Annotated in this window: 7 protein-coding genes; 4 read left to right on the forward strand and 3 right to left on the reverse strand. The window is 62.4% G+C overall.

Annotation, left to right across the window (positions count from 1 at the left end; translation table 11 throughout):
* The first annotated feature begins 453 nt into the window (after positions 1-453).
* The 4 genes from Pan216_RS06885 (at position 454) to Pan216_RS06900 (ending at position 17,369) form a co-directional block, all read left to right on the forward strand.
* The gene (locus Pan216_RS06885) at positions 454-11,055 is read left to right on the forward strand and encodes a CSLREA domain-containing protein (protein WP_145256663.1); all 10,602 of its coding nucleotides are present in this window, start codon (positions 454-456) and stop codon (positions 11,053-11,055) included.
* Between the two features lie 525 nt (positions 11,056-11,580).
* The gene (locus Pan216_RS06890) at positions 11,581-14,898 is read left to right on the forward strand and encodes a choice-of-anchor Q domain-containing protein (protein WP_145256666.1); all 3,318 of its coding nucleotides are present in this window, start codon (positions 11,581-11,583) and stop codon (positions 14,896-14,898) included.
* A 377-nt stretch (positions 14,899-15,275) separates the two neighbouring features.
* On the forward strand, positions 15,276-16,679 hold the full coding sequence (gad, locus tag Pan216_RS06895) for a glutamate decarboxylase (RefSeq protein WP_145256669.1): 1,404 nt from the start codon (positions 15,276-15,278) through the stop codon (positions 16,677-16,679).
* Between the two features lie 129 nt (positions 16,680-16,808).
* Complete coding sequence (locus Pan216_RS06900) at positions 16,809-17,369, forward strand: TPR end-of-group domain-containing protein (protein WP_145256672.1); 561 nt, start codon at positions 16,809-16,811, stop codon at positions 17,367-17,369.
* Positions 17,370-17,657: 288 nt separating this feature from the next.
* On the opposite strand, the gene Pan216_RS06905 is transcribed toward Pan216_RS06900, so the two are convergent.
* The 3 genes from Pan216_RS06905 to Pan216_RS06915 form a co-directional block, all read right to left on the reverse strand.
* Entirely contained in the window at positions 17,658-19,211 is a 1,554-nt protein-coding gene (locus Pan216_RS06905) for a DUF1559 family PulG-like putative transporter (RefSeq protein WP_145256675.1), read from the reverse strand.
* 931 nt (positions 19,212-20,142) lie between these two features.
* The gene (locus Pan216_RS06910) at positions 20,143-21,570 is read right to left on the reverse strand and encodes a hypothetical protein (protein ID WP_145256677.1); all 1,428 of its coding nucleotides are present in this window, start codon (positions 21,568-21,570) and stop codon (positions 20,143-20,145) included.
* 380 nt (positions 21,571-21,950) lie between these two features.
* Positions 21,951-22,484, reverse strand: a complete 534-nt coding sequence (locus Pan216_RS06915; protein WP_145256680.1) for a hypothetical protein — start codon at positions 22,482-22,484, stop codon at positions 21,951-21,953.
* Positions 22,485-22,489: the final 5 nt, after the last annotated feature.

Consider the following 22,489-nt stretch of genomic DNA (forward strand, 5'->3'; position numbering starts at 1 on the left):
GTTCAGGTTCCTGGGACCAATCCTACCGGATGTTCGGGCGGCGTCACATTGGCAAGCTGGCGACCCCTCGTGGGAGAGCGAAAGTTTTGTTGCACGCCGGTCGATCCCTTTGATAGTGTGGTAAATCTATAGCAGAGCAGCGCGGATGGGGGTTGGGCACGATTGCAGGTCGTGTCCGAACGACAGGTGGAACGATTGACAGGACGCGGTCTCCCGTGGCTGCGCCGTCGTCATCCATCATTTGGTGTTGATGGCACCGACGCTTCTTCCTTGAGGGAGCAGGTCAGGTACCCCCATTGATCGGGCGCTGTGTGCCCGCATGGCCCGGGCCGTATGCCATCACTTCGCGGTATCTGAACGAGAACTTGCCGCTATCGCGGCGGACAGGCCCTTTGCGCGCCTCTCGCGTCGCCGCCGGCTGTCTGGATGACCGAACAACTAGGAGAACCGTGGATGCCTTCCTCCATCGCACCCGTGCGTACACGCCCCTTTTCTCGATTGCGCAAGTTCCTCGCCGGATCCGCTGACGCCAGCCACCCCGAACGCAAACAGCCCGCATTCACGATCGAAACCCTCGAAGAGCGTGCCGTCCCGGCGACGTTTACCGTCGATATCATCGCCGACGAGAGTGATGGCAATTTCGCGCCGGGCGACCTCTCGCTCCGTGAAGCGGTCGAGCAGGCCAACGTTAACGGGCAAGATGATGTCATCGTCTTCGATCAGACGGTCTTCACCGGCGGTCAGACGATCACGCTCACCATGGGCGACATCAAAATCACCAATGACGTGGAGATCCAGGGTATCGGGTCGGCCGACCTCACGATCTCAGGTACCGGCGCCAAGCGTATCTTCACGATCGACGACGACAACAAGTACAGCAACGATCAGGTGTCGATTAGCGGGGTGACGCTCCTCAACGGCGTGGCGAATTCCGACGACTACGTCGACGGTGGCGCAATCTTCACGTTTGAGAGTCTTACTCTCGACGACGTCGTCATCCAGGACAGCCGTGCCCGCGAGGAAGGCGGCGCGCTCTTCGCCGCGCAGGACGAGAACCACACCGCGACCAGCATCGTCATCACGAACTCGAGGTTCATCGACAATATCGCCAGCAACGGCGACAACGCCAAGGATCAGGACAAGGGTGGGGCGATCTTCGTCGACCTCATCAAGGAATTCAGCTCCTTCCGAATGGCCGACAGCGTCGTCTCGGGGAACTTCGCCGGCGCCGACGGCGGCGGGTTGTACATCAACAACGACGACGACACCTTCGTCGGGATCTATTCGTCGACCTTCTCCGACAACTCTCTCAGCGGCGGCAATACTGGCGGTCGTGGTGCCGGTCTCTTCATCACCAGTGATGGCGACGATTCCCTAGTGCGCATCGTCGAGAGCACGATCTCTGGCAACTACGTCACCAGTTCGAACTTTTTCAACAACAACAACAACAACGGCTCCAAGGGTGGCGGACTCTACATCAACAATGGTGGTGGCAGTCAGTCTTACATCTTCAGTAGTACCTTCACGAACAACTACGCCGAGAACTCGGGCGGTGGCATCCACTCCAACGGCGAGATCAACATTTTCAGTTCAATCATCGCCAACAACGCGGTGGCCAAATATTCTCTCGACGCCGTCAACGATGGCGACGCGCCCGACATCTTCTCCGCGACCACGCTTCAGCTCAGTCCAATTCGCTACCTGGGCCAAAGCGATTTCGCGTTCAACCTCGTCGGCAATAGTTCCGGCAGTGGGCTGACGCCGACCGACGACTTCGGGACCTACGACAAGATCGAGGCGGATGCCGTCGGCAACATCATCGGTGGTCCGTTGATCGGGACCAACACCATCGACCCGATGCTGACGCCCCTCGGCTACTACGGTGGGATCACGCCGACCCACGTTCCGCTGGTGGGCAGCCCCGTCATCGACCAGGGGTACAGTTTCCTGTACAACTTCGGGTATTTCACCCCCGATAGCGATCAGCGCGGCTATGGGTTCAGTAGCGTTTACAACGATCCGACCGTCGAGAACACGGTCATCCTCATGGACTTCCCGCGGCCGGAGTTCAATCTCTATCTGCTTATCGGCGATGGCATGGATATTGGGGCCGTCGAGCGTCAGCCGATCATCGTCACCACGCTGGATGACGAGGACGACGGGGTCGGTTTCGACGCGGAGACCTCGCTCCGTGAAGCGATCACCCTCGCCAATGCCGGCGGGGACGTCTCCCCCAACTACATTCCCAACACGATCGCCTTCGCTCCGGAACTTTCCGGCGGCACGATTAGCCTCACACTGGGCGAGATCGCGATTACCGACGATCTACGGATCAACGGTTTTGGTCTGCTGGACCAGATCACGGTTCAGGCGACGGCTAACCAGCGCGTCTTCAATATCAATGACGCCGGTGGCGACATCGCCGTCTCGCTCGAGAACCTCATCCTGACGGGAAATGGCACGGTCGTCGGTGATGGCGGCGTGATCCTGTCGACGGAGAGCCTCTCCCTCATCAGCACCACCGTCACTGGTGGTGACGCGACCGGTGACGGCGGTGGTCTCCATGTAACGACGACGGCCGATGGCGCCAACGTCGGCCTTCTGTACTCCACCATCTCCGGCAACGAGAGCGATGGCCAGGGCGGTGGTCTCTTCGTCGACCAATCGGGTATTGGCAGCACGACGTCGGTCACCCAGAGCGCGATCTTCGACAACCTAGCCGTCGACGGTGGTGGGCTCTTCATCGAGGGCAACTCAGTCAATGGCTCGACGATCATCACCAACAGCACGATCTCGGGCAACACCGCGGCGACCTCCGCGGGCGGCCTCGCGATCAACAACAACGTCGGCGGAAGCACGGGCTCGGTTAACAACAGCACCATTTACGACAACTACCTCACCGATGGGGGTGGGACGGGTGCGGGGTTGCTAAGCGCCGGCGGTACGACGCTCGTGAGTAGCATCGTTTCTGGAAACACTCGCGGTGCGACCAGCCAACTCAACGATATTGATGGGAATGTCAACGCTTCGTTCAGTCTGATCGAATCCTACATCGGCACCGTCAACGATCCCTACACGTCGTCGAACATTATCGGCGAGTCGGCCCTGCTCGAAAGCCTCGCCTACAACGGCGGTCCCACGAAGACACACGCCTTCCTCAACGGTAGCCCGGTCATCGACCAGGGTAAGAACACGATGAGCCTCGAGGGCGACCAGCGCGGGTTGATCTTCAAGCGAACCTTCGACGATGACGACATCGCCGACGCCTTCGACGGGACCGACATCGGGGCCTTCGAATCCCAACGCCTCGAGGTCAAGGTCGATACGACCGTCGACGAGAACAACAGCATCAGTGGCGAGATTTCCGGTTTCAGCCTCGGCACCTCGCTCCGCGAAGCGCTCCAGGCGACCAACCTCAATCCGGGCGAGGACGAGATCTTCTTCGACTCGAGCCTCCAGGGCGCCATGCTCGCCCAGGAACGCGAAGTGATCATCTCGGATGACACCACGATCACGGGCTTTGCCGGGGCGGACATCACGATCGGGTCCGACGGGTTTGATCGCCTCATCAACATTGACGACGGCAATGCCGGTCACCTCCTCAATGTCCAGATCGGTTCGGTCCAGTTGCTCGGCGGCGGGCGACTAACGGCTGTCGACTTCGGCGGTGCCATCCGAACGACCGAGAACCTCGAATTCCGCAACTCGAAGATCCTCGACGGCTTCGCCGTCAACGGCGGCGGCATCGCCTCACTGGCGACCGACGCGACCATCGAGATCGAGAACGTTGAGTTCTCCGACAGTGACGCCATCGCCAACGGTGGCGGCGTCTTCGCCTTGGTCGGGCCCGGCGGTGAACTGTTCGTCGACGACACGAAAGTGAGCCAAAGCGATTCCGGCCAATACGGTGGAGCGTTCTACATCAACAACACGGGCAGTGAGAACGTCCGCGTCACCAACTCGCAGATTGTCGCCAATACCGCCAACTATCTGGGTGGTGGATTCTACCTCAACTTGAGCGATCCCAACGCCAAGGTGCTCATCGATGGCGACACGACGATCACCAACAGTTGGATCCGCGACAATTCCTATGGCGGCAACACCTTCACCAAGGACGGTGGAGCGGGCATCTTCGCGAAAGTCAGCAACGGCGCGGAGCTGACGCTCTCCTCGATCACGTTGGGCAACAACAACGGATCCCAGCCGAATCTCGGAGACAACTATAACGCTGGCGGCGTCGACCGCGGTGCCGGTGCGTATCTCAATATCGACAACGCGACCGTGACGATCGATGACGTCGACTTCCTAGGCAACGGCCAGCGCGATTATAAGGACTCCGGCATCGTCCGGGCCGACGCATTCCTGGGTGGCGGCCTGTTCGCCGTCAACAATGGCGCCGCCGGCTTGTTGTCGATCAAGAACAGCACCTTCACCGACAACTGGGCGATTGGTGACGGCGGCGGACTCCACCTGACCACCACCAACAGCGCCGTGACGACGATCGAAAACACCGTCATCGACGGCAGCACCAACCGAACGACACACGACGTCGCCAATCCGATTTTTCCGAACCCGAACGACACTATCGGTAGTGGAGCCGGCGTCTTCGCCACCGTCAACACCTCCGGCTACTTGCTCCTCGACGGTACACAGATCACCAATAGTGTTGGGGCGAAGAATGGTGGCGGTGTCGCCGCCACCGTGGACGACGCCAAGCTGGTGGTCCGGGATTCGGACGTCTCCGACAATCAAACGGGCGGCGACGGTGGTGGTTTCCATTTGACCGAGGAAAACCTCGCCGAGGTGGAGATCCGCACCACCACGATCGACGGCAATTCGACCACCGGGACCGCGCCCGGCGAATCGAGTGGTGGCGGTGTCTTCGCGACGATCACCGACAGTACCTTCGAACTGGCCCAGAGCACCGTGTCGGACAACACCGGTCTCGACAGTGGTGGTGGGTTGGTGGTCCAGACCCGAAGCTACTCGGAACTCTCCACGACCACGATCAGCCGAAGCACCATCTCCGGGAACCGGACCACGGACAACGACTTGTTCGCCAATGGTGGTGGTCTCGAACTCCAGACGGTGACCGGTGACAGCAAGACGGTTATCGCCAATAGCACCATCTCCGGGAACAAGGCGTTCGGCAACGGTGGCGGCATCTTCACCAGCGTGAGCGATCCCAGTGACCCTAACGCGAAGATCTACATCCGCAACAGCACGGTTGTCAACAACACCGCGAACTCCAGCGGCGGCTCCTCGGGCAGCGGCGGTGGTATTCACAACTTCGAGAATGGTAGCGATCTCGACCTGATTAGTTCGCTGGTCGCCCTCAATGACGACAACGGCAACGATGTCGCGATCGACATCAGTGGCGAGGTCAACGCGACCTTCAGCTTCATCGGTGACAACCTCGGGGCCAAGACGGGTGGCGCCCAACTGGCCGAAGCCCCGCTCGGCTATGCCGATGCCAATAACAACTACATCGGTGGAGCGATCCTCGGGGCGATCGACCCGATGATCCAGAACTCGCTGACCGACAACGGCGGCCCCACGCTAACGCATGCTCCGCTCGAGGGCAGCCCGCTCATCGACAAGGGCAACAACCCGCTCGCCTTTGAGCACGATCAGCGCTTCTTCGGCTTTGTGCGGACGTGGGACAACGACGGCCAGCCGAATCCCGGTGACGGGACCGACATCGGGGCGTTCGAAGTCCAGCCGATCGTCGTCACCACCCTCGACGACGAGAACGACGGCTTCGCGTTCGACGGCGAGACCTCGCTGCGGGAAGCGATCGAGTTCGCCAACGCCACCGTGGGTGCCGACCGCATCGCGTTCGCCGACGAGCTGATCGGCGGCACGATCGTCCTCGGACAGTCGGGCGGAGGTACTCCGGGCGCCGGAGAACTCGCGATCACCGACGATCTGACGATCGATGGCCTCGGCGCCAACAAGCTGACGGTCGACGGCGGGTCGCTCTCGCGGATCTTCAACGTCGACGATGCCAACAACGGTACGCTGATCGACGTCACCATCGCCGGCTTGAAGTTGACCGGAGGAAGCGACGTCGACGGAGCCGCGATCTTCTCTCGCGAGAACCTGACGCTCTCGGAGATGGAGTTCGTCGGCAACAACGCCACCGGCGACGGTGGAGCCGTCTACATCGACCAGGTCACGACGGGGGCCAACTCGGTCATCGACGGTTCGACCTTCGAGTTCAATGCCGCCCTCGGAACCGATCTCGCGTCCGAGGGTGACGGTGGAGCGGTCTTCATCAACAACGAGGCCGACAACACAGGCGTGACGATCACCAACAGCACGTTCTCGCAGAACGACGCCAACAACGACGGTGGTGGTCTCTTCATCGACAACGGCGGCGGTGGCAGCTTCACCGACATCACTAGCTCGACGATCTACAACAACAGCGCCGGTGGTTTCGGTGGCGGCGTGAGGACGCAGGGCGGGGGAACGACGACGATCGTCAGCACGATCCTCGCGAAGAACAGCCACCCGAGCAACGTCACCTCGCCCGATCTCTTCGGCGTCGCCAACGTCAGCTTCAGCCTCGTCGGCAACGCGACCGGGGGCACCTTCATCGACGTCACCGGCAACCTCTTCGGATCGTTCAACAGCCCGCTGCAAGCCAACCTCAACCCGCTGGCCAACAACGGTGGCACCACGCGGACGCACCTCCCCAGGTTCGACAGTCCGGTGATCGACCAGGGCAACAATTCCGCGTCGTTGACGACCGACCAACGGGGAACGGGCTTCCTGCGGTTCTGGGATACCGCCGGCGTCGACACGACCACCGGCGGAGATGGAACCGACATCGGGGCGGTCGAAGTGCAGCCGATCATCGTCGACACCGTCGTCGACGAGAACGACGGCATCGGCAACGGCTTCGGCACGTCGCTCCGCGACGCGATCGCGTTCGCCAACATGATCGGCGGCGAGACGGAAATCATCTTCGACGCGTCGCTCAGTCTCGACAACGGCGAGGGGCTGATTGAGCTCGACATCAATCTCGGCGAGATGCTCATCGACGACAGCGTCAAGATCACGGGCCTCGGCCAGGATCAACTGACGATCGACGCCGGCGCCGGCAGCACCTCGCGAATCTTCAACATCGAGAACGGTGTCGAGGACATCTTCGTCTCGATCAGCAAGCTGACGTTGACCGGTGGTGACGTCACCGGGGTGGGCGGTGCGATTCGCTCCTTGGAGAGCCTCGAACTCGACAATGTCACGATCACCGGCAACACCGCGACCGACGGTGGTGGCGGTCTCTATCTCGCGACCCCGGTGACGGGATCCTCCAGCATCGTCGACAGCCGGATCGAGGGCAACTCGACCACCGGTGCCAACGGTGAGGGCGGCGGTATCCTCATCGACAACGCTGCCGGAGGGACGGTCACGATCGCCACGACGACGATCGATGGCAACTTCACGACCGGTTCGGACGGCCACGGTGGTGGTATCTCGGTCGCCAACGACAACTCGGGCATCGTCACCATCGAGGCGAGCACGATCTCCAACAATGAGGCTCAGGACGCGTCCTCCGATGGTGGTGGTCTCCAAATGAGCAACGTCAGCGGCGAGATCACGATCGTCAACAGCACCATCTCGGGCAACGACGGCTACGATGGCGGTGGCGTTCACTCCGAGGTTTCGGCCGGGGCGACCACCACGATCACCAACAGCACGATCACCGACAACGACGCTGCTGGCGTCGGCGGTGGTATCCAGAATAGTGGCGTGGGCACCATCTCGATCGCCAGCACCATCATCGCCGGGAACGCGGCGACGACATCCAACCCGGATGTCGAGGGCGTCGATCTGGCGGACCTCAGCTTCAGCCTCATCGGCGACAACAGCGATACCACGCTGACCGAAGCGCAGACCCCCGACGGTAGCGGCAACTTGATCGGTGATCCCGGTGGAACCGGCGCGATCGACCCCGAGCTTAGTGCCCTTCAGGACAACGGCGGGCCAACCCTGACCCACATGCCGTCGACCACCAGCCCGGTTCTCGACGCGGGATCCAACCCCGACTCGTTGACCAACGATCAGCGCGGCGGACTCTTCATTCGCGAGTTCAACGGCCAAACCGATATTGGTGCGGTCGAACGGCAGACCTTCCAGATCGTCGTCAACACCATCGACGACGAGAACGACGGCATCGAGTTCGGGAGCGACACCTCGCTTCGCGACGCGATCGCCCTGGCCAACGCCAACGAGGGCGCCGACACGATCACCTTCGACGCGAGCCTCGCGGGACAGTCGATCCTGCTCGACCAGGCCTTTGGGGAGCTGGTGATCACCGACAGTGTGACCATCACCGGCTTGGGAGCCGATGTGCTGAGCGTCGACGCCTCCGGCTTGGGCTTCAACCGAGTCTTCACCATCGACGATGGCAACGACTTGGTCAACTCGGAGGTGACGATCTCCGGCCTCACGCTGACCGGCGGAAACGCCCTTGGCAAGGGTGGAGCGATCTACTCGACCGAAACGCTCTCGATCGTCAACTCGGTCATCGACAACAACCAAGCCAGCGATGGCGGTGGCGGTATCTTCGCCATCAACTTCGGCGATGGATCGACCACGATCACCGGATCGACCATCTCCAACAACAACACCAAGACGGGGGCCAACGCTCCCGGCGGTGGCGTCTGGATCGACAACGATGGCGACGACAGTAGTGTCACCATCACCTTCAGCTCGATCAGCGACAACAAGACCGGCGGCACAAGTTCCAACGGTGGCGGTTTGGCGGTCTTCAACGACGGGGCCAACGCCTCGGTCACGATCGACTCCTCCTCGATCCTCAGCAACAAGACCGCCGGCACGACCGCCGACGGCGGCGGGTTGTTCGTCCTGAACAACGGCGACGGCAGCACGCTGGAGATCACCGACAGCACGATCGCCGCCAACCAGGTCCAATTGGCCACCTCGAAAGCCGCGGGCCTCTTTGTTGACAACCTCGGGGCGGGAGCGAGTGCCGAACTCGTCCAAGTCACGATCTCGGGCAACAGCTCCAGCGGCAATGCCGGCGGCCTCTTTGTCGACAACAGTGATGCGACGAGCACCACCGACATCTTCAACAGTACGATCTTCAACAACAGTGCTAGCTTGGCCGGTGGTGGCCTGGTCGTCGCCGCGACGGGCAACGCGGTCAATGTCGATAGCTCGATCATCGCGGGCAACACCGACGACGGCACGGCGCCCGACGTCCAAGGGGCCATCGACTCGGCCTTCAGCCTGATCGGCACCAACGAGGGGGCGACAATCAACCTCGTCGGTGGGCCGGGCAGTCTCATCGGCTCCGTCGGCAACGAGATCGACCCCGACCTCGGACCGCTTCAGAACAACGGTGGCGAAACCAGCACCCACGTGCCCAACGAGGACAGCCCGGCGATCGACGCGGGCCAGAACACCCTCGGTCTCGCCGAAGATCAACGTGGCGACGGCTTCGATCGGGTCATCGGCTCGCAGATCGACATCGGAGCCACCGAGGCGCCGGAGTCTCCTCCGTCGGTGCCTCCGACCGTACCTCCCACGGTGCCCCCGACTGTGCCTCCCACGGTACCGCCGACGGTGCCCCCGACCGTACCGCCGACCGTACCGCCGTCGGTGCCCCCCACGGTGCCGCCGACAACCGACTTCGTCTTGGGCGAACTGCTCGAGGACGACAGCTTCCTCTTCTTCCCGAACCCGACCCTGCCGGGCGGACAGTCCGAGAGCATCGTCGCCTCGCAGGGTCTCCTGCAGACCGCCGATAGCAGCGTGACCATCAACGGCAACATGCTCTTCAACGGCGGAGGCAACGGGGTCGTCTTCAACGGCAGCCTCGGCGGCGGCGGGTCGATCATCAGCACCAACCCCGCCGACCAGGTTTTCCTCAACGGCACGGTCTCCCCCGGTGGTCTCTTCGAGACGCTCACCATCGAGGCCTCCGCGGTCAACTTCGGCTCCGGCTCGAACTACGACTTCGAGTACGGCATCTTCAATCGCGATACCATCTCCGTGGTCGGCGAGGTCCGCATCGCGACCGGGGCGACGATCGACTTGCTCGATCTCCAGCCCGGTCGTCCCGGCGTCAACTCCGACTGGGTCGCGATCGCCAACGATGGGACCGACGCGATCATCGGCCAATTCGCCAACGTCGCCGAGGGACAGACCTTCCTCATCAACGAGGGTGTCGTCCAAGCGAGCTACCAAGGCGGGGATGGAAACGACTTGGTCTTCCGGGTCATCTCCTCCTTCCCGTCGACCTTCCCGATCGGCAACGCCACCGACCACGCGGTCCTCTACCGTCATGGGCAGATCATCATCGGTGACGCCCTCGGCGAAGGGTTCGACAACACCTTCTACGCCATCTACGGCTTCGGCACCACCGATGACCAAGTGGTGATTCGCGACGACGCGACGGTGACGCTCTACCGTCCGAGCACCGGACAAGTGATCACGTCGCAGACCGCGCTTGGCGTGGGCTGGAACCCGAACCTCTACACCGTGACCGAGACCGGGCTCCTTGGCTTGACGCTCGAGTACGGTGACTGGAACCGGACCGGTCAACGGACCGTCGCTCTGGCCGACCGCACCAACGGCATCGTCTACGTCGACGCCAATGGCGACAATCAGGTCAATCCCAACGACGGCGTCGACTACGCGATCTCCGGGCTCGCCCCCGGCTTCCAGATCGACGAGTACGAGTTCGCCCCAGGGGTCACGGGAGTCGCGATCTACGCCGGCGGCGTGGTCCGCGTCTACAACCAGCCCCTGGCGCCCGGATTCACGACCGAGCAGGCCAACATCGCCTTCGCTTGGGGTATCGGTGACACGGATCAGTTCCTCGTCATCGACTCCGTCGGCGATGGACTTCGACGCTACGCGACGGTCAGACGCCTGGCGGACATCACCCCGGCCCTCACGCCGGTGGGTGGGGCCTTCGTCGTCAACCAGTTCGGCAATGACGGTGACGTCCTGGGTAAGGTCGCTCCGAACGTGGTCGACGCGATCTTCTCGGGATTGACCAACGTCCAAGGGTTCTAATGAGAGCCCGCGGCGGACCTCGCTGAGAGGTTCGCCTCGGGACCGCCGCAACCACGGGCGCTTCCGGCTTTGGCCGGGAGCGCCTTTCACGACATAGGCTCGATCTCGTGACGCGAAGACGAGGTCGTTGTCGCGCTCGCGATGACGTGGGAGAGGACGGGTTTCACCGGTTCTCCCGACTGTTCGGGCTGGCGAGGAGAGGGGCCTCGGGGGGAGTGACGGAAGTTTCGTGATCGCCAACCTTCTTGCTGGCAACTCACCACGTTGCCTGCTAGGTTGGATCACATATCCCATGGGTCGTGGACGCCACGATCCGTCCCTTGCCTTTCGTGGTTTGGCCTTATCGGAGACGTCTTCCGAGGGCCGGCCGGCACCGCAAGTCAGCACCGTGCGAGTGGGCGACGTGGGGCTATTGATCGACTCACATTCCAACAAGACACGGCGTGTCACCGCGCGACGCCAACAAGCAACTGTTCCGAGGAACTGACCTTACTCCTCCCGATGCACCTGAAGGAGCCACCACCGATGCCCTCCTGCGACCGTACCTTCAAGCGGGGCCGTCTTTCTCGATTTCGTCGTTGGATGAGTGACGGGAACTCTCGACAACGGGACGTTCGCCATCCGCGCGCCTCGGCGATGCTCGAACAACTCGAGGATCGGACGGTGCCGGCGACCTTCACGGTCGACATCGCGCTTGACGAGGTCGACGGCAACACGAGTGCGGGGAACCTGTCGCTCCGTGAAGCGATCGAGGCGAGCAATCTCGCGGTGGGCGCCGATGTCATCCAGTTTTCGACGGCCTTGAACGGTCAGACGATCACGCTCGGCGGCACCCAACTCGAGATCACCGATGATGTCACGATCAATGGTCTAGGCGCCGAGAGCCTCTCCATCAGCGGCAACGGGCAGTCGCGAATCTTCTTCGTCGACGACGATAGCGACGCCACCAATCTCGACGTCGCCATCAACGGCCTCACCCTCCGCGACGGTTTCACCGAGTTCTTCGACTTCCCCGATGAGCGCGGCGCGGCGATTCTCTCACGCGAGAACCTCGAACTCAAGGACGCCATCCTGACGCAGAACGTTGCCGAGGAAGGCGGCGCGTTGGCGGTGGAGACCGAAGGGGCGACGACGACCATCGAGAACACGTCGTTCACGCAGAACACCGCCCAGGCGAATTTTGGAACCGGCGGCGGTATCTACATCAGCGAGACCGGTGGCGGAACCGTCTCGATCGACACCGCCACGATTTCGAACAACACCGCCGCCGACGATGGTGGCGGCATCTACGTCGTCGTCGAGGGAAGTGGTGGGAACCTCTCGATCACCAACACGACGATCTCGGGCAACGACGGTGGCTCCTGGGGAGGAGGAATCTACGTCGGTCTCGATTCGTCCGCCACGGCGTCGTTGGACGGAGTAACGATCTCGAACAACACGATCCCCGACGTGCTTTCCTTTGGTGGCGGTCTCTACGCGTCGCTTGACGGTCAGAGTTTCCTGACCATCCAAAATACCACCGTCACGGATAATGAGGTCATGGGTGGGGGCGGGGGCCTCTACCTGCAAACTTGGGGCAACTCGACCGTCGAAGTGCTCGACAGCCTCGTTCAAGGCAATGAGACCCAGCGATCGCTCGCGGACGGCGGCGGTATCGTCGCCTCGGCGAGTTTCGGTGGGGATATCGTCATTCGTCGAACGACGATCGACGACAACAAGAGTCACTCTGGCGGTACCGGCGGTGGGCTCGCGGTTGATGCCGGGACGGACTCGACGATCATCGTCGACAGCAGCACCATCAGCAACAATGAGGGCGGGAGCTTCTTCGGCGGCGGTGGCGTTTACGCCAGAACGCTCGGTACCGGCTTGATTACGGTCACGAACAGCACCATCTCCGGCAATCGAAGCGATGGTAGCGGCGGTGGAATCCATATCTCGGGCAACATGGTCCTCGAGAACAGCACTGTCTTCGACAACGAGTCCGACGTCGACAAGACCTCCGTCTTCGGCTCCGGCGGCGGCGTCTACGTCTTCGTCGGCAGCACGCTGTCGCTTGTCAGCAGCGTCATCGCCAACAACCGCGACGAAGCGACCGCGTTCCCCGCGCCCCAAGTCTCCGGCAACTTCGACGCTTCCTACAGTTGGATCGAGGACGGCACCGGCGCCGAGATCACCGGCTTCAACAACCGAGTCGGGTCGACGGCCCTTCCGCTCGATCCGCTCCTCGGGGCGCTCGCCGACAACGGGGGCCCGACCCTCACCCACCTTCCCTTGAATGGAAGTCCCCTGGTCGATCAGGGGATCAACCAGTCCGACTTGTCGCTCGAACAACGGGGATTGGTGCGGACCATCGACTTGGGCAACATCGGCAACCCCTCCGGCGGTGACGGCACCGATATCGGGGCCGTCGAAGTCGACAGTGGCACGCCCCCCGAAGGAGGCGATGACGACCAAGAGAAGACGAGCACGCTCGGGCTCTACTTCCCCAATGACAGCTTCGTCTTCCACGAGGACGCCTCGCTAGCGGCCGGGCTCACCGAGACCATCGATGCCAGCGCCGGCTTGACCCAATCGGTGACCGCGAATCTCGACGTCGACGGGACCATCATTTTTGACGGCGGCGGTCTCGGCGCCACCTTCTCGGGTGAGGTGACCGGTTCGGGGACGATTCGATCCTTCAACTCGCGCGATCGGATCCTCCTCGGGGGCTCGATCAGCCCCGATGGCAGCCAAGGGTCGCTGCGGCTCCAAGCGCCGACGGTGACCTTCGCTTCGGGCTCGGAACTTGTCGCGGAGTACTCCCCCTTCGGCTCCGATACCATCGACGTCGATGGGCAGGTCATCATCGAGCAGGGAGCGACCCTCTCCCTCGCGAACGTCAACGCGACCGACTTCAACGTCAACTCCCACATCATCCTGGTCGACAACGATGGGACCGACGCGATCATTGGCGAATTCAGCGGCGCGGCCGCCGGGACCGAGATCATGATCGGCGGGGCCCGCTTGCAGTTCCGCTACGACCTCGGTGACGGCAACGACTTCGGATTGACGGTCCTCTCCTTCTCGAAGGGGGGCGGGGTTCAGTTCGCGGGGGCGACCAGCCACGGCTTCATCTTCCGCGATGGCCAGTGGATCTTCGCCGACGCTCTCGGGGCGTCATTCCGATCCGACGTCTACACGATTCAGGGTTGGGGAACGACCGGCGACCAGACCTTGGTCCTCGACGATGGTCGCGGGCTCATCTATCGGCCGACGACCGGTCAGATCTTCGTCGCCCAGCGCGCCTTCGGAGCGAACTTCGATCCTCGCTTCTACTCCACCTTCGGAACCGGCCTGCTCGGGATGGAGCTCGCGTTCAACGACTGGAATCAGGACGGCGTCTCGACGATCGCCCTGGTCAATCCCTTGACCGGCTACGTCTTCTTCGACGCCAACGCCGACTTCCAGATCAACCTCATCCAGGGAAGCCCCGACTACTCCTTCCAGGTCGGGGCCGAGGGGATGCAACTGGAGTCGTACGACTTGGGCGACGGTCGCCTCGGTACCGCCCTGTACCTCAACGGGCTGGTTCAGATCTTCGACGCTCCCTTCGTGCCGGGGCTCAACACGTTCGCGCCGGCCTTCACGTACGTCTTCGGCAACGGCAACGCCGATCAGTTCTCGATCGCCGACACCAACGGCGACGGGCTGGCCCAGGAGGCGATCGTGTCGCGCTTCGCCGATCACTCCGGAGCGCTCAGCCCGCAGGGCGGCACCTTCTTCAACAACCTCTTCGGCGTGCCGGACGACGCCTTCCGCGCCATTCGCCCGCGCATCATCGACATCATCTTCGGCGGGTTCTAAGAGACATTCCCGACAGCGGCGCCCCACCTGGGGTCGCCTTTGTTTCCGAACAACCAACCGACCACCAGACCGCCTCTCTCACTAGGGGGAGGCGGTTGTCACTTCCGGCCATCCTGCCCGCGTTTCCGCCCCGGAAAACCGCCTTCGATCCCCGCTGTTGCAACCTTTGAACGATCCTGTCGGGGTCGTTTCCCACCGAGGGCCGTCTTTTCCAGGCTCGGATGGGAATTCTCTTTGGGACACCCGTGGCGATTCGCTATCACGGCTTCAGTGGATCGTGCTCGTCACGACGACGGCTCGTCGCGAGCGGCGATTCGCTGGCCACCAGTTGAGCGTCCAAACGACAACATTCCGCGATTGAGCGAAGGGAGCCCGGCATGCTTTCCAAACAGGTACCTCTCCATGAAATGAGCGATTCGCAGAAGGGCCACTCGGTCACCTACGGCACGCGCTACTTCACCGACTCGGTGCCGAAGTACGAGATGCCCGACGATTCGATGCCGGCCAATGTCGCCTACCAGATCATCCACGACGAACTCGATCTCGATGGCAACCCCCGACTGAACCTCGCCAGCTTCGTGACCACTTGGATGGAGCCCGAAGCCGAGAAGCTGATGATGGAGTCGCTCAACAAGAACTACATCGATCAGGACGAATACCCGCAGACGACCGAGATCCAGAATCGCTGCGTCAACATGCTCTCGCGGCTCTTCAACTCCCCGAACCACGAGACCGCCGTCGGCACCGGCACCGTCGGCTCCTCCGAGGCGATCCATCTGGCCGGCTTGGCCCTCAAGTGGAATTGGCGCGCCCGCCAGAAGGCCAAGGGCAAGCCGACTGACAAGCCGAACATCGTCATGGGCGAGAACGTTCAGGTCTGTTGGGAGAAGTTCGCCCGCTACTTCGAGGTCGAGCCGCGTCTGGTGCCGCTGACCGAGTCGCGCTTCATCCTTGGCGTCGACGAAGCCCTCGAGATGGTCGACGAGAACACCATCGCCGTCGTCGGCATCCTCGGGAGCACCTACACCGGCGAGTTCGAGCCGATCAAGGAACTCAACGACAAGCTGACCAAGCTCAACGAGGAGAAGGGCTGGGAGGTGCCGATCCACGTCGACGGCGCCAGTGGTGCCTTCGTCGCTCCCTTCCTCTATCCCGATCTCGAATGGGACTTCCGCTTGCCGCTGGTCAAGTCGATCAACGCCTCGGGCCACAAATACGGCCTCGTCCATCCGGGTGTCGGCTGGGTGATCTGGCGTGACGAGGCGGAACTGCCCGACGATCTGGTCTTCCACGTCAACTACCTCGGCGGCGACCAACCGACCTTCAACCTCAACTTCTCCAAGGGCGCCAGCCAAGTCATTGCCCAGTACTACAACTTTCTGCGGCTCGGCTACGGCGGCTACAAGCGCATCATGGAAAACATGATGGACAACTGCCGCTTCCTCGTCAGCGAGCTAGGCAAGTCCGATCACTTCGACTTCCTCTCCGACGACAAGGGATTGCCTGTCGTCTGCTTCGGACTCAAGGGGGAGCGGGGCTACACCGTCTTCGACATCTCCGATCGCTTGCGCGAGCGGGGTTGGATCGTCCCGGCCTATACGATGGCGCCCAACGCCGAGCACATCGCGGTCCTTCGGATCGTCGTTCGCGAGGGCTTCAGTCGCGACATGGCCGAGTTGCTCGTCGAGGACATTAAGCGTGCCGTCGAGTACTTCGACGAAGCCAAGCCGCAGGTCGCCACGAGCACGCCCCACGAGAAAAAGACCAAGGGAGTCTGCTAAGATAGTCCGTGAGAGCCTCGATCGCGGCCGAGCCGTGAGAGTGCGATCACGGCAACCACGTGGGACCCTGGACAACGCCGCGAGCGGTCGGGCCCGGGTCCGCGAGATGATGTTCGGGAAGGTCGTTCGATGGATCGCGCCGATGAGCAAGCACTGCTCCAGGCGGAAGGCTATCTTGAACTCGAGTTGCCCGAGCCGGCACTCGAGGCGCTGGAGCGGGTCGGCACGCGTGCCCGCACTAGTGCCCAGTGGCATTTCCTGACCGGGAAAGCGCTTCAGCTACGGGGAGAGTTCGCCCGAGCGCTGCCGCATTTGGAGTCGGCAAGCGTCCAGGAGCCGGACAACGTCGAGGTCTATCTCTCCCTCGGCTGGTGCTACAAGCGGACCGACCAACTTCCGCGGGCGATCTCCTCGCTGCTCGAGGCCCATCGGCGTTGCCAGCAGCGCTCCAAGTCGCCCGAGGGGGCGCTGGTGATGTACAACCTCTCCTGCTACTACGCGTTGGCCAACCATCGAGCGCAAACGCTTCAGTGGCTCGCCCGCGCCCTCAAGCAGGAACCGGGTTACCGGCGGATGATCGCCGAAGAGACCGACTTCGACAAGATCCGCGACGACCCCGAGTTCCAAGCCCTCGCCCGACCGCGCGACGACGACGAGAACGAGGACGACGAGCCGACGTTCTTCGTCTAGGTCCGGGGGCAGCAAGTCATCCCTGCTCCTCCAACGAATGGCGCCCATAGGTGGCGTTCGTGGCGAACGCCATGGTAACGCGGCGCTCTCCAAGAACGAACGGCTACCCCGCGACATCTCCCCGTTTCAGCCGTGCAGGAATCGCGTGTCGAAAACGCGCGCGAAATGAGCGCTTTTTTGCGCAAAATCGCATCAAATCGGTCGACTTCGGGGCCAAATCGGTCGAGAACGGGGCAACTTTGGAATGTTTCGTGTCATCGGTGAGCACCGCGCGTTCGAAGGCGTTCCTCACCGTTCGATCACCTCGCCTCCGCCGCGCGTAAAGAACGCCCGGAGCTTTTCGGAACCGATCGACTTGTTCATGACTCGCACCGAGCCGTCGGCAAAGAGCGTGAGAAAGTCGGTCCCCTTCGTCCCGAGCAACCCGCGAAAGGGATCGTCGGGATTGATGATCAGATCCTCCGGCTTGGTCCAGATCACCCCATGCTCGGCATCCGCGACGACGACCATGATCGTGTTGGACGTCCCATCGGTGATCTTCGAGATCTTGGTCCCTTCCAACGCACCGTGCGGAAAGATCGTCCCTTTCTCGACGGGGACCACAACGCGGGTCAAGCCCACCTCGCCGCCCTTCGATTGCGGGACCGCGTAAACGGCGGGGATCTTCTCGACGAGCTTGCGGTTGTGCTCGGAGTCCCACGGCTCGTCGAGACGGAACTGCTCGTAGAGCTTCTTTTGCCCAAGGTAGGGCAGCAGCAACACCCGCCAGCTAAGCAGCGGTTTGCCCTCCTTGGACGTCGCCGCCGCGGGCGGAAAGTGCTTGTGGACGTCGTGATAGTTGTGCATCGCGATGCCGAGTTGTTTGAGCGACTTGATCGCGTCGACCGTCGCGACGCGCTCGTTGATCTGTTCGACGGAAGGTTCCACGATGCTCAGCAGTTGAGTCATCCCATCGTTGGATTCATCGAGCGAGAGAATCAGGCGATCGTCCGCCACCCGCGGCGTCAGGAGGCGCAGCGCTGTCGCGGGATCGCGCACCTCTTCGGCGACCATCTCGTTCTTCATCAGAAGGGCCAACGAGGCGACCCACAACCCGCGCATCCGATTGGCCGCGTCCCGATCGCGTGACTGAACCACGACGCGAAGGGCCGGCGTGTCGCCGACATCGAGACCGATGGCCGCCCAGACCAATCCCTGGGTGAGCACCGAACTGGGGCCGCCGCCGATCCCCTGTGGGAGTGTCGGCATGACCTCCTCCACGACCCGACGGTCGGTTTTGCTCGGTAGGAGAAGGAACTGCAACAGACCGTCGCCGGCCGCTTCGAAGGCATTGTCGAGCACGGGCTCTGAGCGACGCTCCTCCGCGAGGGACGGTCGCCGTGCTCGTGAACCGCCGACGAGGATCGCTTTCTCGGTCGACTCGATGGACGCGTCGGCATCCCAATGCTTGAGCCAAGGAAGCTTCCCACGCAAGGCGTCGACCTTCGCGGACTCGTTCATTGGAAGGACCAACAGAGGCATGCTGGTTGGCAGATCGGACCAATGGACGATCGCGAAGACTTCGCGGAACCCAGCCTCTTTGATCATCGGTAGCGCCGCGAGTGTCTGGGAAAGGAGTTCCTCGGCACGAGGCCCGAAGGGAAGGGGCAGTCGTTTCACTCCCTCGGCCCAATCGTTGGCGTCGAATCGCGTCAGGTCGACCCGGACGATACCCAGCGTCGACTCCTTGACATACGGAGCGATGGCCCTTGCTCGGCTAGCCCCGTGGGAGGGTTCGGCCGCCACAAGCTCAGTGACAGGCACCAGGCACAAGGCCAACGCGAAGACAGCGGTTCGCGGCATTTCGGTTCCTCCGAAGATTGCTTCCAACGAGTGACGGTGAGCCTCTTGTTCCCCTCTCCCTGCGGGAGAGCGAGCCTCTTGTTCCCCTCTCCCTGTGGGAGAGTGAGCCTCTTGTTCCCCTCTCCCTGCGGGAGAGCGAGCCTCTTGTTCCCCTCTCCCTGTGGGAGAGGGGTTAGGGGTGAGGGGGCTTTCTTCCACGAAGTTGCAACGTTTCCCCAAGCAATGAATCCCCTCACCCGTCTCGCTTCGCTCGCCGACCTCTCCCCACGGGAGAGGTCATCCGTGCTCCTCTCCCTGCGGGAGAGCGAGCCTCTTGTTCCCCTCTCCCTGCGGGAGAGTGAGCCTCTTGTTCCCCTCTCCCTGTGGGAGAGGGGTTAGGGGTGAGGGGGCTTTCTTCCACGAAGTTGCAACGTTTCCCCAAGCAATGAATCCCCTCACCCGTCTCGCTTCGCTCGCCGACCTCTCCCCACGGGAGAGGTCATCCGTGCTCCTCTCCCTGCGGGAGAGCGAGCCTCTTGTTCCCCTCTCCCTGTGGGAGAGGGGTTAGGGGTGAGGGGGCTTTCTTCCACGAAGTTGCAACGTTTCCCCAAGCAATGAATCCCCTCACCCGTCTCGCTTCGCTCGCCGACCTCTCCCCACGGGAGAGGTCATTCGTGCTCCTCTCCCTGCGGGAGAGCGAGCCTCTTGTTCCCCTCTCCCTGCGGGAGAATGAGCCTCTTGTTCCCCTCTCCCTGCGGGAGAGCGAGCCTCTTGTTCCCCTCTCCCTGCGGGAGAATGAGCCTCTTGTTCCCCTCTCCCTGCGGGAGAGGGGTTAGGGGTGAGGGGGCTTTCTGGATGGCGGTTTCTTCTCCCGTGCCATCACCTTGACACTCAATGTCTGGTGGGCCACAGGCCCACCCTACGAGGAACACACGCTCCTGCGGCGCGAGCCTTAGCGGCCGACGGTGATGACATAGCGTATCGACTCTCCGCCGCGAGGATTGTCGACGGCAAGGGTCGCTTGCTCGCCCTCGAGCTGGTAGGGAAACGGCTCCTCCGTGAATGGGTCACGCGGCACGGGAACGACGGTCATCGCATCGAGACTCTCGGGGAGCTCTCCGTCGTTCGCAGCCAAGTGCAGCCGAATCGCTTCGATCGTGCGAAGGAACTCGACCTTCTGCTGCGACCGCTCCAGCGCCGAACGGAACCCGTACAGCGCCGGCAAGAGCGCCTTGGCCAATGGGAATATCTCTTCGTAGCCATCCGACGGGTTGTGCAGCCGCTTCTCGGCCAACGCGAGTTCCTTGCTCGCTTCTCGCCAGTTGGTGAGAAAGAAGGCCTTGAAGAGATCGTCGCGCCGCCGTTCGTAAAGACGCGCGGTGTAGAACAAGATCACCTGGGGAACGGGCATCGCCTCGACGCGGTGTTCGGGGAGACCCCAGTCGATGAGGGCTCGTCGTGCCATGGGGTAGCCCTTGACACAGCGAGCCGTCAGCGCCACCTCGGGAGGGATCTCCGTCCGCGTGCTCGGATCGGTGAGATGGGAAAAGTCCTTCCAGAAAGCGAGCAACTCCCGCCGCCAGTAAGCGACATCGTTGATCTCCCGATCGACATTCCGCAGCATCGGCAACGAGAGGAACGCGGCGTCGAACTCGGCTTCCACGCCGTGTCGCCCATCAACCAGTGGACGGGGAAGCATCGTCAGGGCCCAATAGAGGTTGGGGGCTCCCGGTTGCTGAATGAAGTCCTCAATGCCGGCGAACATCTGCGACACGATGGCGGCGCCGACGAGCGTGTGGATGATGGTCGGTCCCTTGACAACGTTGCGGCCTAGCGTGAAGCCAACGGCAAGGGTCTCCACGGCGCCAGCGAACTCGCGCTCGATCACTTGGATGCGTGTTCTCAGCCTCATCAATCGCCCAAAACTGCGCATCTGCTGAGCTTCGGAGAGGATGATGGTGTAGAAGGACTTCTCGCGGGTTGGAACTTGCCAATCACAGTGCTCGCGCCTTGCGGCAAGTTTCAATGTGGAGAGGATGTGGCCTTCCTCGATGTCGCCACGAAGAAAGTTGACGAGTTGAAGATCCTCTTGACGCAACCTGCCCAACGGCATCGCACTCCACTCGGCGATCTTCCTCCAAAGATCCGGATGGCAGACGACGCCGTTCTCCTCCGCGAAGACCTTGCCGTAGTCGACCGCGGCGTTGCCGGGGAGACGATCGAGGAACTTCGGAAGAAGCTGGTACTTGAGGGTGGGGCTCGGTTCGGCTTGCGGATGGAGCGTCAGCCGAACGACCTTCGGCTCCGCGTCCTGGGCCGCCACCGGGACGAGACCCGCGAGCAAGCAGAAGCAAAGACAGCATCGTGTCATCGTTCGCATCGAGTGGTTCCTTCTGGTGGACTACAGGCCCGGCGTATTCCTCATCTCTCCCGCGGGGAGAGGTCGGTGAGCGAAGCGAGACGGGTGAGGGGATGAGCGCCGCGGCAAACCCCATCGGGGCATCGAATCACTTCGCCTCATCCCTGCCCAAGCACATTCCAACTCCCCGTGCTCCTCTGTGTTCCCTGGTGGGCTACAGGCCCAGCCTGCTTGTGATTCTCGGACACAGGTCAGCCTACCCCCTTGGTGGTGATGACTAGCGGCCCGTTGGTCGTGCGGGAGATTGACCGATCACAGGCTTTCCCCCCCCATGTCCACGGCGAGCGTAGGTCTTTTGGCACCCAAGAGTCTTTTGAGCAATGAAGTAACCAATCGGGACACTAGCCGCCCTCCTTGAGAAGCCCGTCGAGCATCTCGAAGTAAGTGGGCGCAGACCCCTCGGCGGCGATCGATTCGTCGTTCTTCGGAATCGTGCTGGCCCAGGGATCGACGCCGAGCGTGAAGTGCCGTTCGATCGACGCGAGATACTCCGCCCTCGTCTCGAAGGGCAGGGGACTCGGCAAATTCGCCCTGGGCCACTCGTTCGCTGACGAGTCGTCGGCGGTTCGAGCGATCACGGACGTCGGGGTCGAGGCGGGGACGGGAACCTCGACCTCGACGATCCGCGTCTCGATCACCGTGCGAGGCCCTTGGAGCAGCATCACCAAAAGAACGGCCGCGACCGAACTCATCGCGGTGAACGCCACCGGCCATCCGAACGAGGGGTGAGTTGGGGCCGACCGCTCGCCGGCGATCTCTCCCGCGCGGTACATAAGCAGCCCATGGTCGAGGCTCGCCGCGTCGGGACGTAGCACCGCCAGCGCCGCTTCGACGTCATGCAACTCCGGATCGAGTTCGTTGGAATCGTTGGTCACGGGTC

It is taken from the genome of Kolteria novifilia, from assembly GCA_007748055.1.
Taxonomy (GTDB): domain Bacteria; phylum Planctomycetota; class Planctomycetia; order Kolteriales; family Kolteriaceae; genus Kolteria; species Kolteria novifilia.